Here is a 14,329-nt window from a genome sequence, read left to right as displayed (position 1 = left end):
GCTGACCTTTAGCGGGCGCGCTTGAGCAACGCGGCGCGCAGAATTTGCTTGCGCAATAGCGCGGTGGGCAATCTGGCCACGTGATCGTCAACGCTCACATCAAGCAAGGCCGCCACTTTCTCGGCGCTGACGGCATTGCCTACCAGCAGGTAACTGCATTGCTCTTCAATGCTTATCACGTTCAGCAACCAGTCTGGGTCATGCGCTTGCAATGTCGCGATCAGCGTTGCGCGGTGTTCTTGCAACAATCGCTGCGCACTCCACACCGTGAGCTGGCCGACGATGCGCGGCAGCGGCAGGTCGGCGTCCATGTGTTTCAAGTCGTTGTTGAGCGCGGCAGGCAAATCGTGCTCGATGGCCGCCTGGCACTCGCTGAAGTAACGGGCTGGCCAGTCGTCTGTTAGTTGAGCCTTGTCAGCCAGCGCGGCGTAGGCCAATTGGTCGCGAGTTGTGGCGATCTGACCCTTGAGGTTCAACGTGTTATCGAGAATCGCGGTGGCTAGCAATGCAGCGGTGGCCGACGGCATGGCATGGAACAGTTGCGCGTCGACCCAGCGCTCATAGACCTGGGTGCAGGCTGCACCGATAGGTTCGAGGGTGGCCAGAGTGCCCAGTCGATCCTGCCAGTACGCCTCGAACCCTGGGTGATGATCAATCACCTCAACCACGCGCTGCACATCGACAAATGAATCGAAATGCGCGGGGTCGGAGATGTCGATCATCACGAACAAGTCGCGCTCTGTGACGGGGTACTCGTCCAGCGCCGCAGGCCACTCGCGCAGAGATTGGCAAATGCTTTGATTGAGAGCAGCGCTGCTGACCGCTTTGGCGCTAATGCCCTGCAGATTAAGCAATTGGGCAAATGCGATACACCCGGCGTAAGCGTCGATATCGAGATAGGCAGAGCCTGAGGTGACGACAATCATGGGCGAAGGCGAATCCGAGAGGTGCAGGGCCGAAAATCTAGCTCAAACACATGTCAGGCGTGTTTCAGGCCTTTGTATAGGCTCTGTTTATCTTAGGTAGGTTGACATTCGCATCCGCGCGGATCGCCGAATGTTCCAGTGTTAAACTCGCGCTCGCTGCGCAGGAGACAAGCGCTGCGGACCAATCATGCAGCCGAGCTTGAGTCTTACTTGAGCGACTCAGTAAGCCATCCAGTAGACGCTTTTATTTACCTCGACCAAGAGACCCTCATGGCAAACCAAGACATTACGTTTACCCCTGATCCAGACGTCGATTCGATCTCTTCCGACGTGGCCGGTTTTGCCGGCATGCTGGTGTCCACCCAGATTCCAACCCGTGCTGACGGCAGTCTGGAGTTGGGCGGTATTACCGAACAAAGCGAGTGCACGTTGCAGGCGCTCAAGGTCGCGCTGGAACGTGCAGGCAGTTCTATGGACCGGGTATTGCACTTGACCATCTACCTGACCGATATGGCCGACCGCGCCGCGTTTAACGAGGTGTACAAGCGCTATTTCGCCAAGCCTTGGCCGGTGCGGGCGGCAGTGGGTGTGGCGGCACTGGCTGTCGAGGGCATGCGTGTGGAAGTGACTGCGATGGCGGCCAAGGCCTGAGTGTTTAGTTATTCTCAAGCGTCCGAGCACGTTGGGCGGTAGAACCGCGATCTGTCTTCTACACTCCTTTTTGGTTCGCTTATGACCATGCCAATGAAGGCGCAATAGCAAGGGAGTAAAGAGGATGGTTCGCAGTGTTTTGGGGGTTGCGGTATTGGTGCTGTTGGCTGGTTGCGCCATTAATCGCTCAGAAGTTGACGTTAATGTTGTGCAGCCCGCTGAGTCTCAGGCACCTGCACCCAGTAACGGTAAAAAGGTCTATATCATCGCCGTCGATGATCGGGTTTTTCAGATCAAGCCAGACAGCCCCGATATTCCTACGTTGAAGTACGACGAGATCGACGACAAGTCGATCACCGAGCGGGTTTTTGCCCGTAAGCGCAACAACTACAACATGCCCATTGGCGACGTGCTGTTGCCCAAGGGCCAGACTGTTTCAGGGCTGGTGGCAGGCGCTGTCGCAAACGCCTATCGGCAAGCCGGGTATGAGGTGGTGAGTACGTCCGGTGCGCGCGATGCCAGTGAAGTGAAGGTGCACGTCATTGAGTTCTGGTCCTGGGTCAAGTTGCAGGGGGTGCTCGATAAAGTAGTCAGCAACAAATCCCTGTTGAAGATCAAAGCGGCTGGCGCTCCTGAGCAGCAAGTGAACACGCTGGTCAACGAGAACGTGAAGGTCACCACCAACGAAGACTGGAAGAAAATCACTGAGGACGGCCTTAAGGCCATCACTCAAGAAACCCTCAAGCAGCTCTGAGCCGCTTCCTGAGCAGACCACCCTGGCGCGTGACGTTTAAAAGATCGCGCGCAAGCTCGCTTCAGGGTGGTCTCACTTTCGCAGTGACCAACAGACACGAGAGGGATCTTGATGATTGCGCTGGACGTATTTTGGGTCGGGCTGGGGGGTGGCTTGGGGTCGCTACTGCGGTGGTGGATTGGGCTGCGGGTGAGCCAGTTTTACAAGGGAACGTTGCCGCTGGGCACACTATTGATCAACGTCAGCGGTGCCTTTGTGATCGGTTATTTGAGCATTCTGTTCAGCGTTGACTGGCGTGACCGTTACGGTGATGTGTTAAACGCAGCCGTGCTGACCGGGATCCTGGGTGGCTACACCACGTTTAGCAGCATGCAACTGGACGCGTCCAAACTGGCGTCTATCAAAGACCGCGTATGGGCTGGCGGGTATTTGATTATCTCGGTGCTGCTGGGGCTGGCTGCTGCGGCATTTGGCGCTTGGCTGGCGCGCTGACAAGGAGCTGGAAACATGCTGAATATGATCATTCTGATTTTTGTCGGCGGGGCGTTTGGGGCCACTTGCCGTGAGTTCGTAATGCTGTCGGTGCCGCGTCTGGCCGATGGTTTTCCCATGGATATTTTTGTCGCCAACATCGTCGCCGCGTTTTTGCTGGGTGTTGCCACGTCGCTGTTCAAGAGCAATCGCATTAACCAGTACGTGCACGTGATGGTCGGGACGGGGATCATGGGCGGCCTTTCGACGTTCTCCAGTTTTGTGTTTGGCGCTGTCGAAATGATGACCGACCCGGGCGGGGTGCTGGTTTCTATCTGCTATCTGGTGGCCAGTCTGGTAATTGGGTTTTTAGCTGTTGAACTGGGGTTGCTGCTGGGGGCCAAGGTTGCGCCGGTTGCGGCCGATGCAGTGTAAGAGCGATTGAATCGCGATCTTTTAAAGATCAAAAGATCGCGAGCAAGCTCGCTCCTACCGCGGCGCTATTCGGTGATTAGCGAAACCGCTCAAGCATCTGGTAGTACCACATGCCCGCCGCCAGCATTGGGTTGCCAAACACGTCACCCATCGGCACGCGAATGTGTTGGCACCCGGCAAAAGTGTCGAATTGTTCCAGTTGGCCGGTGATCGCCCGGCCCATGATTTCGCCCATGATGTGCGTGGTGGCGATGCCATGACCTGAGTAGCCTTGGCAGTACCAGACGTTGTCCGAGAGCTTGCCCAGTTGTGGAATGCGGTTGATCACGATGCCCATCGCGCAACTCCACTGGTAATCGATTTTCACCCCTTTGAGGGCCGGGAAGGTCTGCTCGATGCAGGGCAGCAATTCGGCTGCAATGTCTCGCGAATCTTTGCCACTGTAGTTGGCGCCGCCGCCAAACAGCAGGCGGCCATCGGCGGTCATGCGGTAATAATCGAGTACAAAGCGGCAGTCATAGACTGCCAGGTCTTCGGGGTTCAGTTGCCGGGCCAGAGCGCCCAGCGGTTCGGTGGTGACGATCCCGCCCATGGCTGGGAAGATTTTGCCCTTGAGTTTGCCAGGCTCTAACGTGTGGTAAACGTCGCCCGCCAGCAGCACCTGATTGGCATCAATGCGCCCGTGAGCGGTACGCACACCGGGAGTGTCGCCATGGATGATTTCCAACACTTCGCTGTTTTCGAAAATCAGTGCGCCTAGGCTTTCTGCGGCCTGCGCTTCACCGATACACAGATTGAGCGGGTGCAGGTGCATGTTGCGGGTGTTCTTGATGGCGCCGTGATACAGATCGCTTTGCAAAATGTCGCGCACCTGACTGCGGTCGAGCAGCGACACGTCGGCGCCCATGCCCCGGTGTACGGCTTCGTCGTAATCTTTGCGTAAACCTGCCATGTGGCTCGGCTTGTAGGCCGCATGCAAGTGGCCGTGTTTGAGGTCGCACTGAATGCCGTATTTTGCGACTCGCTGCTGGATGATTTCGTGCCCGCGCCAACGCAGGTTCCAGATGAAATCATCGACTTGGCTACCCAGGCGGCGGCGCATCTGTTTGCGCATCGCCTCATCGCCCGACAAGCTGCCGGTGACTTGACCGCCATTGCGCCCCGTGGCCCCCCAGCCGATTTTGTTGCTCTCAACGATGGCCACTGTCAGGCCTTTTTCTGCCAGTTCAACGGCGGTCGCCACGCCCGTAAACCCGCCACCGATAATCACCACATCGACCCGGTGCTGGCCTTGCAGGGTGGGGTAGTCGGTGTCGTGGTTGAGGGTCGCGGTGTAATAAGAGTTGCAGCGTTCAGTCATGGGAGGCTCCGTGTGCTTTCTTATAAGGTTTGTGAGGCAGAAAGGGGGCTTTTAGGTGCCCGCACCGGTCCTGCTCATCCACTTCGGCCATGCGCTGACGATATTCGATTTGTGAGGGCCAAATAACCCCCCTGACAACGAAGTTTCTGACGTTGGGTGATCAGAACGTGACTTCGCTCACGTGCAACACCCAGGCGATCGCCTGTGTTTTTTCATCCCAGACATAGCGAAAATGCGGGCCCTGCACCGGAATCGAGAGCGCAGGCGGTCTTCGGGGCGCACCCGGTTCAAGACCCCGGCCTGGTCGCGCAGGCGGTCATTGGTCAGGCTTTCGAGGGCGAAGGCGATGCCCAGGTCGTCGGGGTTGAGGGTGTCTTCAAACACCGATATCGGCGGGAACGCACTGTTGATGATGCGATAGGCGTTATTCCACTCGGGTAGCACGGGGGGACGAGAGCGGTCTGGCGTCAGCCGCGCATTCGGCAGTTTTTGTACTTGAAGTACGTGGTGTTGCCGATTGAGCCGAGCAGGGTGCATTGCTGGTCTTTGGTGCAGCCCCAGTGCTCCATTAAATTGAAGAAGAATGTCAGGGCCACCAGGCCCGCATCACCACTGGTGATGTCGGGCTGAGCGTGGAGGGCGACTAACTGCATGATGACCTCCAGGGCGCTAATACTTAAAAGCGTAAACCGCATCTGGATAATTACAACCAATGTATCCGCATGTGAACTTTGCGGGGTGTTACTTCACGGTGTCGGCAATGCCTTGGCCCGGTTCATACAGCGCTGGCGGCGCTCATCAACGCGCTGAGCGAACCAGGCGGTGGTCAGGTTGCGGGTGATCTTTGGGCTTTGCAGGGTAATGCCGGGCAATACCGCGCGGGGCAAGGGTTTGCTTTGCTGGCGATCTGCAAGCGCAAACACGTGGCGATACACCTCAGTCTGATCAAACTCAAGGCTGTCGCCTTTGAGCAATTGCTGCCTGATTTGGTTGTTGTTCAAGCCCAACTGTTTGCCCAGCGCGCGCACCGCCCGTTCGGTCGAGCCGACGTCGTAGGAACCGGGGACAGTCACATCACCATCCAGTGCCAGCGCAATCCCTGAAACCTGGCTGACGGCGTTTTGAAACGCGGCATTGCGGCTGGCGTACCAGCCCGCATTAAAGTCGGCAAAGCGGTACAGCGATTGTGAGTAATCGACTGGATAACCGAGCAAATGAGCGGTGCCGAAATACAGGCCGCCTCGACGGGTGAAAACTTCCTGGCGAATCGTGCCCGGTATCGGGTAGGGATAATCTTTCGCGTGTTTCTCGGCAAACGCGATGCTGACCTGCATCGGGCCACCGGTATGCACCGGGTTCAGGCTGCCAAACAGGTTTTTACCCAGCGGCACCATGCCGATAAAGTCGTCAAAAATGGCACTCAACTGGCCTTCGGTGCGAGCGGCATCGAGGCGCTGGTTATAGGTTTTGCCATTCGGCGAAGTGATGTTCAGCGCACTGCGAACCAAAAATTCGGGGATGTGCAGCTTACCGGCGCGGCGATTGATTTCGCTGCGGGCGATTTTCGCCAGATTCGGCACCGGCGGGTCGGCCTGAAAGGTCGACTCCTGTTCTGTTACGGCCAGCACGGAACACAGGTTTTCGTCGTCAGCCTCAAGTGCTTGCGCGGCAAAGGCGGTGTAAATATCGGTGGCCCAGCCCTGTCGATCTTGGAGATGGGTGGGCAGCAGTTGCATGAGCCGTGCACGGGCCTGTTCAGGCGTACGGCTGGGTAAAGTCTGAGTGCTTTTACTGCTGCAGCCGGCGATCACAACCAGTAGAGAAAGCGTTAAAAACCGCATGAGGAATCGATTCATTGGCGCTAACTCCCAAAAAAAGTGCTGCGTGTAAATGGCTTAGTCGTCTCGAGTCAGCACTTCCAGCAGTTCGATCTCAAAGGTGAGGTCGGCGTTCGGTGTGATGTGCGCGCCCATGCTTCTTTCACCATAGGCCAAGTGTGCAGGGACTTGCAGTTTGCGCTTGCCGCCGACTTTCATGCCCATCAGTCCCTGGTCCCACCCCTTGATTACGCGGCCGCTGCCAATCACGCACTGAAACGGCTTGCCGCGCTCGAATGAGGAGTCGAATACCGTGCCATCTGCGAGCCAGCCGGTGTACTGCGTGGTGATCAGAGCGCCTTTGACACACGCTTTGCCTTCGCCCAGTACAAGGTCGGTGATCTGGAGTTCGTTAGTCATGCTGCTGCACTCGCAATGCTGGAAATAGGGACGTCGCTGTGGGAACTGTCAGCGCTACAGGCGCGACAGTTTACAGGCGGACTTAAGGGATGCAATCGCTGGTAAGTCAACGCCCACCGTTGATTTACAGCCAACTTGGCAGCCCGTTTTTATTTTTTTTATGCAGGAAAAGTCTTTAAAACAAAGGGATTCGGGAACTATCCAATGAGGATTAATGTCAATTGCGCTTTACTCTCAATTGAGAATGGTTACTATTGCAGCCCTGGCAGCGCCGGGGAACGTTAAGCGATGCGGGTCTTTTGGGTGGCCCGTGCGTAAGCAACTCCAGTTTTCGCCTGCTGAGCACACTCCATTGTTAAGGGATCAATTGGACATGTCGTCTCGATTCAAACGCAGTCAATTCTCACTGGCTATTGTGGCCGCACTCGCTTCTGCGACCTTGCTCGCCGATACGCTGGAGCGCGAACGTGATGAGGTCTCAGTCGAGGCCAGCGACTTACCAGTGGATGGCAGCAAGCAAGCGTTGCAACTGGAAGAAACCCGCGTATTGGGTACCGCCGCCGAAGAGCTGAAGCAAGCGCCGGGCGTGTCGATCATTACCGCCGAGGACATTAAAAAACGTCCGCCAGCCAATGATCTTTCCGACATCATTCGTCGCGAACCGGGAGTTAACCTCACGGGTAACAGTTCCAGTGGTGCTCGCGGCAACAACCGCCAGATTGACTTGCGCGGCATGGGGCCGGAAAACACCTTGATCCTGATCGACGGCAAGCCGTCCTCTTCGCGTAACGCCCAGCGTTATGGCTGGAGCGGCGACCGTGACACCCGAGGTGAAACCAACTGGGTCCCGGCCGAAGAAGTCGAGCGCATCGAAATTCTCCGAGGTCCGGCTGCCGCCCGTTATGGCTCTGGCGCGATGGGCGGGGTGGTCAACATCATCACCAAACGCCCAACGGACGAACTCCACGGTTCGTTGACCGCCTATTACCTGTCGCCGGAAGACGATTCTGAAGGTGTCAGCAAGCGTACCAATTTCAACCTCAGCGGCCCGATCACCGACGATCTGGTGTTCCGTGTGTATGGTGGCCTGAACAAGACTGACGCCGACGATGCCAAGATCAACACCGCCCAGCAGGCGTATGCCGACAGCGTGGTAGCGGGCCGTGAGGGGGTGCGAAATAAGGACGTCAACGGATTGTTGAGCTGGCAGTTCACCCCCGAGCAAACGCTCGACCTAGAAGCCAGCTACAGCCGCCAGGGCAACATCTTTGCCGGCGATACCATGCTCAACAGCGGGGGTGATTTCGTTAACAGCCTGTACGGCAAGGAAACCAGCGTCCTACAGCGCAGCACGTTCTCGGCGACCCACAATGGCTCGTTTGACTGGGGCTCTACCACCGCCTCGCTGACTCATGACTTGACCCGTAACGCGCGCCTTAACGAAGGGCTAGCAGGTTATGGCGAAGGTGCGCCATCACAAAGCGCCGGGAGCTTCGAGTCACGCTTGCGCAATACCCGCGCCACAGCTGAAGTTAACTTGCCGCTGGACGTGTACACCCATCAGGTCCTGACCGTGGGTGGCGAATACCTCTACGAATCGCTGAACGATCCGGGGTCGCTGCGTCCACAGAGTTGGGACCCAGGCGCTGGTGGCACGCCGGGTATTCCAGGAACTGACCGTACCCAGACCAAATCCACCGCCAACAGTTACGCGTTTTACGTTGAAGACAACCTCGAAGCCGGGGCTAAAACGATCGTTACGCCGGGCTTGCGCTTCGATCATCACAACGAGTTTGGCGGCAACTGGAGCCCAAGCCTCAATGCTTCGCACCAGATCACTGACGAACTGAGCATCAAGGGCGGTATAGCCCGTGCCTACAAAACCCCGAACCTGTACCAGTCCAACCCCAACTACCTGTTGTACAGCCGTGGGGGTGGTTGCAGCTCGGTTGAGGTCAACATCGGCGGTTGCTACTTGGTGGGTAACCCTGATTTGAAGCCTGAAATCAGCGTTAACAAGGAGATTGGCCTAGCGTTCGACAAAGGGACTTGGCGCACCAGCGGCACGTACTTCCGCAACGACTACCAAAACAAAATCAATGCCAGCAACGAATCGTCCTTCCGCCTGCCCAATGGGCGCCGCGTGTTGCAGTGGGAAAACAGCGGTAAGGCCATCGTTCAAGGGGTTGAAGGCAACCTGTTCGTCAGTGTGCGCAACGATTTGGACTGGAACACCAACCTCACGTACATGATCGAAAGCAAAGACAAGGAAACCGGCGAGCCGCTGAGCATCATCCCCAAGTACACGCTGAATACCACGCTGGACTGGTATGCCACTGAGCAACTGTCGTTCCAGGTCAATGGCACCTATTACGGCGAGCAAAAAGCGCCAAAGTACAACATGCGCGCCAACGAAGCGCTGGACAAATCGGTGCAACAGTCGGTTGACCCGTACGGTTTAGTAGGCGTAAGCAGCGGTTATGAGTTCAATAAAAACTTCAGCGTGCGGGTGGGCATCAACAACCTGTTCGACAAGCAGTTGTACCGCAAGGGCAACGCTGACGAGGCGGGTGCCCAGACATATAACGAATCGGGCCGTGCCTACTTTGCGTCGGTGACGTCTTCGTTCTGATAACACCACTGGCCTGACCGCTGATACGGTGCAGGCTTTGACAGGCGCGACATCCGCTTCTTACGGGTGCCGCGCCGTTGTCGCATTTGGCTCGAAAACATTTCGTGCACAGAGTTGGCACAGGCCAAACCGTGATGGGTACCGTTAAAGGATTGATCCGATGAAACACGCTACGTCGGGCTGGCTACCGATTCTGTCTCGCGCACTGGCCGCGCTGGTTGGCGGTTATGTGTTCACTTACGCTTTTACGGCCGCGTTGGCGCGGCTATTGCCGCTGGATAACGTCGACTCGATGCTCGTCGCCAGTCTGTTGTCATTCGCGATCTACACCTGCGCCATCTTGTGGGCCTTTATCGCCCGCCACCAGTGGTCAGCATGGATGGGGGCCGTGCTGGCGGTGCCTTTGGCCGCGATTGGTTTTTGGCCGCAACTGCTGGAGCGCCTCGGATGAAACAGACCCTGACCCAATCCCTGGCGTGGCTGCACACCTGGGGCGGACTGATTGTTGGCTGGTTGCTGTTCGTGATCTTTCTGACCGGCAGCCTGGCAGTGTTCGATCAAGAGATCGACAACTGGATGCACCCTGAGTTGCCCGCTCATCAGTTGACCGACGAACAGGCGGTTGAGCGTGCACTGGGGTATTTGCGTGAGTACAAAGCCGATGCCAAACAATGGGGCATCGGCTTGCCGAATGATCGCTCTCCAGAGTTACGGGCCTCAACTGGCGGGCGCCGCGACGGGTTATCGGTCACGTTGGACCCTACTACTGGAGACGTACTGCCGGTGCGCGAGACGGCCGGGGGGCGGTTCATTTTTCTGTTCCACTTCACCTTGCACATGCCGCGCATGATCGGCATTTATCTGGTGGGTGCCCTGGCGATGGGCATGCTGGCGGCCTTGGTCAGCGGCATCGTGATTCACAAAAAAATCTTCAAGGAGTTCTTCACCTTTCGACCTGCCAAAGGCCAGCGTTCATGGCTCGACGCCCACAATGCCAGTGCGGTGCTGTTGCTGCCGTTTCACTTGATGATTACCTACAGCGGGCTGGCGATTTTTCTGGTGATTTACATGCCCGCGGCCATGGATGCGTTGTTCGATGGCGACCGCGAGGCGTTTTTCAAAGCTCAGGGCGCGACACCCGCGGCCCTTGAAGTCAAACGTCCGGAGAACATCGAACCGGCACCGTTGGTGGCCATTGGGCCACTATTGGCTAAGGCTCGCGATGTCATGGGGCCTTTGAATGCAGTCAATATCAGTAACCCCGGTCAGAGTAATGCCGAGATCCACATTCGCCCGATGACGGGCAACCAGATTGCCCTGATAAAAGGCGGCGGTATGCGCTTTAACGGGGTCACGGGCGAGCAATTGTCCGGGCCTACCGACATGCGTGCCAGCGTGCTCACCCACCAAGTGATCTCCGGCATGCACTTTGCCCAGTTTGGTGGCTACCCGATGCGTTGGGTGTACTTCATTTGTGGCCTGATCAGCAGTGCCATGATTGCCAGCGGGCTGGTGCTGTTCACGGTTAAACGGCGGCGTAAATACGCCAGCGAAAGCCGAGTCGCCCAACGCCTCTACCACTGGGTCGAGGCGATCAACGTCACCGTAATAGCCGGTTTATGCGTGGCGTGCATCGGTTTGTTGTGGAGCAACCGACTGTTGCCGGTGAGCATGGCCGAACGTGCTGACGCTGAACTCAACGTGTTCTTTGGCCTGTGGGTCTTGAGCTTCGTGCATGCCGTATTGCGTGCGCGCATGCAGGCCTGGCGCGAGCAATTAGGTCTGGCCGCAGTGATGTGCCTGAGCTTGCCGCTGCTGAGCCTGTTCACCGTCAATCAGCCGTGGGCGGTACACAGCAATATGTGGCTGGAACTGACCTCCATGGCGCTGGGTGGTCTGTTGTTGTGGTCGTGCTGGAAAGTCTCGCAGCCGGTGGTCGAGCGAGTGCCGCGTAAAAAAGCCGCTGTTATGGCTGAGGTGAATTGAGATGCTGGCAGACTTTTTTGCGGCGTGGGCCTTTGCCTACATTGGCATGCTTGCGTTGTGCCAAGGGCTAGAGCGCCATTACAAACAGGTATGGAACAAAGCTCCGTCACCGGGCCTGCGTCGTATATTGCGTGCGGCAGGGTCGTTGAGCCTGGTCTTGAGCATGTACTTTTGCGCCCAAGCATGGGGGTGGGCGATGGGCTCAATCGGTTGGTTTGGGCTGATATCGCTCAGTGGTTTTGGGCTGCTGATGCTATTGCCCTATCGCTCACGCTTGGCCGTGTGGTTGCCACTGGGCTTTGTCCCCGTGTGGGTAATGATCACAACATGGGCCTGACCCCAGCCCTGTGAGGGCGAGCCGGGGGGGCAGGGCTATCGATGCTGAGTGTTGGGCTTGACCAGTCGATTGGCGATCACGTCCAAGCTGCTGCAAAACACGAAATACACCAACGCTACAAAGAGGAATATCTCGGTCGGGTGCACCATCACCCGATTGCTGACCTGGGTCGCTACAAACGACAGCTCTCCCACGCCGATTACGTACGCCAGCGAGGTGTCCTTGATCAGTGAAATCCACTGATTAAGGAACGATGGCAGCATGATCGGCAACGCCTGCGGCAAGATGATCAGGCGCAAAACTTGCCAAGTACTCAGCCCCAACGCCTTGCCAGCCGCCCATTGCCCGGCTGGCAAACTGCTGATGCCGGCATACACCGAATGCGCGAGGTACGCGCCGCCAATCAACGACAACGCGCAGACCACGGTGGCCAGCGCCGGTACATCGACCTTGAACACAATCGGCAGCAGGAAGTAACTCCAGAAAATCAGCATTACCACTGGAATCGCCCGCAAAAAACCCAGCACGCCGAGCAACAGCCAGCGCACCCTGGAGCGAATCATCACCAGCGCAATGCCCAGCACCAGGCCCAACATGGCCGAGATCACGCCGGATAACAGGCTCAGCACCAGCGTCAACGCGGCGCCACCCAGCGGCCCATCGGGGTAGGCGCCAATTAAAAAGTACGACAGGTTGTCGCTAATCACTGAAAAGTCCATGACTTACACACCCCCCTGGCGGTACCACTTGCTGCGCGCAATCAATTGGCCGATCACCTCAATCAGCGCAATGCTCGCCACATACAGCAAGGTCGCGAACCCAAAGGCCTGGAAGGTCTTGAAGGTTTCTGTCTCGACCTGACGCGAGGCGTAAGACAGTTCAGCCAAACCAATGGCCATGGTCAGCGACGAGTTTTTCAGGGCATTCATGTATTGCCCAAGCAATGGCCCCAGCGCTGTGCGCAGTGCTTGCGGGAAAACGATGTAGCGCCACACCTGCGCCGGTTTAAAGCCCAGCGCCAACCCGGCTGCTCGCTGTTCAACACGCACTGAACCCACGCCTGCGCGGAACTCTTCGCAGATAAACGCGGCGGTATAGAGCATCAAACCCCAGAAACCGGCGAGAAACTCAAACGACGGCCATTCAATCTCGAACAACACCAAGTTGAGGCTGCGTGGCTGATTGAGCCACATCACCAGCGCCTCGGGCAGCAGTGCGGTGACCCCGAAGTACCAGAAAAACAGCTGCACCAGCAGCGGCGTATTGCGAAACAGCGCCAGGTAAGCCCGTGCGGGCCACGACCAGATGCGCGAGGGCGAGATCCGTGCCAGACACAACGCAAAGCCCAGCCCGGTAGCTACTAGGCAGGTTAAAAGCGAGAGGATAAGGGTTAATACAAAACCATCGAACAGCCAATGCAGGAATCGCGGGGCAAGCAGTTCACCGAACATAAACAGCGTCCATCCAGAAACAAACAAACCCGTCCGGTTGACCGTGACGGGTTAGAGGGTCTTGCTACACCGATTTAGCTTTTGTCGCCGATTTTGTACAGGCGGGTCAGCGGGGTTTTGGTGGTTGGGCCGAACCACGCGTCATAAATGCCTTGTGCCTTGCCGTCTGCTTCAAGCTCGGTAAGGGTTTCGTTGACCACGTCGGTCAAGCGCGCTTCACCTTTTGGAATGCCGACGCCGATCAGGTCATTGGAGATGGTGAACGGCGGGACTTCGTATTTGTCTTTGTCCGGCACATTGGCCAGCAAACCGATCAGTTTTGGACCGTCCTGCGTAATGGCTTGAACGTTGCCGTTGCGCAGGGCAGTGAAGGCGAACGGGGTGTCATCGTAGGCAACCACTTTAGCGCCCGGAAACTTCTCGCGCAGCACACCTTCGTTGACCGTGCCTTTGTCGACGCCTACGCGCCATGTGTTTAGATCAGCCTCGGATTTGAGGGTGCCTTTCTTAACGATGAACTGTTGACCCGAGGCGAAATACGGAATGCTGAAATTCACCTGCTCGGCGCGCTCCGGGGTGATGGTGAAGTTCGCCAGCACCAGGTCAACCTTGTTCGCGACCAGCAAGGGAACACGGTTGGCTGGGTTGGTCGGTTGTAGTTGCAGTTTCACGCCTAGTTTGTCGGCAATGGCCTTGGCGTAGTCCACGTCCAAGCCTTCGATCTGCTTGCTTTTAGCGTCAACAAAACCAAAGGGCGGGTTGCTGTCAAACGAAGCTACGCGCAGAACGCCAGACTTTTTGATGTCATCCAGACGGTCAGCGTGGGCCAGACCCGACAAAACAGCCAACGTCAGAGCGGTGAGGGCAGTGAGTTTTTTCATGTCGTTCTCATCATGAGTTAGAAGATTTATGACGAGAGTCTTGCAGGAAAATTAGCTTTTAAAAAAGAATATAAAATGATTTAGATATTTCCTTTGGGTATATATGGGCATTGAAAAACCCTCACCCTAGCCCTCTCCCGGAGGGAGAAGGAACCGATTGGGGGATGCTTTAGATTTTGTGCGGTCTCTAAGCAGTGCGCTGCACATG

At 56.9% G+C, this 14,329-nt stretch carries 16 protein-coding genes and 1 pseudogene; 8 read left to right on the top strand and 9 right to left on the bottom strand.

The features are described from left to right. Positions 1–8: 8 nt before the first annotated feature. Positions 9–926 (bottom strand): DHH family phosphoesterase, encoded by a 918-nt coding sequence (locus B347_RS0117330; protein WP_019410960.1) that lies wholly within the window; start codon positions 924–926, stop codon positions 9–11. A 270-nt stretch (positions 927–1,196) separates the two neighbouring features. On the opposite strand from B347_RS0117330, the gene B347_RS0117325 reads away from it, so the two are divergent. The 4 genes from B347_RS0117325 (at position 1,197) to crcB (B347_RS0117310) (ending at position 3,237) form a co-directional block, all read left to right on the top strand. Next, complete coding sequence (locus tag B347_RS0117325) at positions 1,197–1,577, top strand: RidA family protein (RefSeq protein ID WP_019410959.1); 381 nt, start codon at positions 1,197–1,199, stop codon at positions 1,575–1,577. 124 nt (positions 1,578–1,701) lie between these two features. Further along, on the top strand, positions 1,702–2,331 hold the full coding sequence (locus tag B347_RS0117320) for a hypothetical protein (protein WP_019410958.1): 630 nt from the start codon (positions 1,702–1,704) through the stop codon (positions 2,329–2,331). Between the two features lie 111 nt (positions 2,332–2,442). Next, on the top strand, positions 2,443–2,823 hold the full coding sequence (gene crcB / locus B347_RS0117315) for a fluoride efflux transporter CrcB (RefSeq protein ID WP_019410957.1): 381 nt from the start codon (positions 2,443–2,445) through the stop codon (positions 2,821–2,823). 15 nt (positions 2,824–2,838) lie between these two features. Next, positions 2,839–3,237, top strand: a complete 399-nt coding sequence (crcB, locus tag B347_RS0117310; protein WP_019410956.1) for a fluoride efflux transporter CrcB — start codon at positions 2,839–2,841, stop codon at positions 3,235–3,237. Between the two features lie 76 nt (positions 3,238–3,313). Here the strand turns inward: crcB (B347_RS0117310) and B347_RS0117305 are convergent, their stop codons facing one another. The 5 genes and pseudogenes from B347_RS0117305 to B347_RS0117290 form a co-directional block, all read right to left on the bottom strand. Continuing rightward, the gene (locus tag B347_RS0117305; protein WP_019410955.1) at positions 3,314–4,597 is read right to left on the bottom strand and encodes an NAD(P)/FAD-dependent oxidoreductase; all 1,284 of its coding nucleotides are present in this window, start codon (positions 4,595–4,597) and stop codon (positions 3,314–3,316) included. Positions 4,598–4,858: 261 nt separating this feature from the next. After that, positions 4,859–5,041: pseudogene (locus tag B347_RS26965) on the bottom strand (RES domain-containing protein); the annotation flags it as partial. Between the two features lie 23 nt (positions 5,042–5,064). Next, positions 5,065–5,250 carry a hypothetical protein gene (locus B347_RS26605; protein ID WP_033387922.1) on the bottom strand — a complete coding sequence of 62 codons (186 nt, stop codon included), beginning with the start codon at positions 5,248–5,250 and terminating at the stop codon, positions 5,065–5,067. Between the two features lie 93 nt (positions 5,251–5,343). Next, positions 5,344–6,453, bottom strand: coding sequence for a DUF1615 domain-containing protein (locus tag B347_RS0117295; RefSeq protein WP_100218043.1), 1,110 nt, complete (start codon positions 6,451–6,453; stop codon positions 5,344–5,346). A 39-nt stretch (positions 6,454–6,492) separates the two neighbouring features. Continuing rightward, positions 6,493–6,834, bottom strand: a complete 342-nt coding sequence (locus tag B347_RS0117290) for an FKBP-type peptidyl-prolyl cis-trans isomerase (protein ID WP_019410952.1) — start codon at positions 6,832–6,834, stop codon at positions 6,493–6,495. A 373-nt stretch (positions 6,835–7,207) separates the two neighbouring features. Here B347_RS0117290 and B347_RS0117285 point away from each other — a divergent pair, with 373 nt between their 5' ends. From B347_RS0117285 to B347_RS0117270, 4 genes are all read left to right on the top strand, one after another. Beyond that, positions 7,208–9,466 carry a TonB-dependent siderophore receptor gene (locus B347_RS0117285; protein WP_019410951.1) on the top strand — a complete coding sequence of 753 codons (2,259 nt, stop codon included), beginning with the start codon at positions 7,208–7,210 and terminating at the stop codon, positions 9,464–9,466. A 160-nt stretch (positions 9,467–9,626) separates the two neighbouring features. After that, a complete protein-coding gene (locus tag B347_RS0117280) occupies positions 9,627–9,917 on the top strand; it encodes a hypothetical protein (RefSeq protein WP_019410950.1) in 291 nt (96 codons plus the stop codon). Continuing rightward, positions 9,914–11,452: a PepSY-associated TM helix domain-containing protein gene (locus B347_RS0117275; protein WP_019410949.1), complete on the top strand. Its 1,539-nt coding sequence runs from the start codon at positions 9,914–9,916 to the stop codon at positions 11,450–11,452. Before B347_RS0117280 ends, B347_RS0117275 begins: the two co-directional genes overlap by 4 nt. A 1-nt stretch (position 11,453) precedes the next feature. Next, positions 11,454–11,789 carry a DUF3325 domain-containing protein gene (locus B347_RS0117270; RefSeq protein ID WP_019410948.1) on the top strand — a complete coding sequence of 112 codons (336 nt, stop codon included), beginning with the start codon at positions 11,454–11,456 and terminating at the stop codon, positions 11,787–11,789. 35 nt (positions 11,790–11,824) lie between these two features. Here the strand turns inward: B347_RS0117270 and B347_RS0117265 are convergent, their stop codons facing one another. The 3 genes from B347_RS0117265 to B347_RS0117255 all read right to left on the bottom strand — a co-directional run bounded on the left by B347_RS0117265 (position 11,825) and on the right by B347_RS0117255 (position 14,121). Beyond that, on the bottom strand, positions 11,825–12,508 hold the full coding sequence (locus B347_RS0117265; protein WP_019410947.1) for an amino acid ABC transporter permease: 684 nt from the start codon (positions 12,506–12,508) through the stop codon (positions 11,825–11,827). Between the two features lie 3 nt (positions 12,509–12,511). Next, positions 12,512–13,240 (bottom strand): amino acid ABC transporter permease, encoded by a 729-nt coding sequence (locus B347_RS0117260; RefSeq protein ID WP_019410946.1) that lies wholly within the window; start codon positions 13,238–13,240, stop codon positions 12,512–12,514. Between the two features lie 74 nt (positions 13,241–13,314). Further along, on the bottom strand, positions 13,315–14,121 hold the full coding sequence (locus B347_RS0117255; protein WP_019410945.1) for an ABC transporter substrate-binding protein: 807 nt from the start codon (positions 14,119–14,121) through the stop codon (positions 13,315–13,317). Positions 14,122–14,329 lie beyond the last annotated feature (208 nt).

Origin of the sequence: Pseudomonas psychrophila HA-4, assembly GCF_000282975.1 — a bacterium.
Lineage (GTDB): Bacteria > Pseudomonadota > Gammaproteobacteria > Pseudomonadales > Pseudomonadaceae > Aquipseudomonas > Aquipseudomonas psychrophila_A.
Note: the sequence above shows the minus strand (reverse complement) of the source record. Positions and strands in the feature narration are given on the sequence as shown.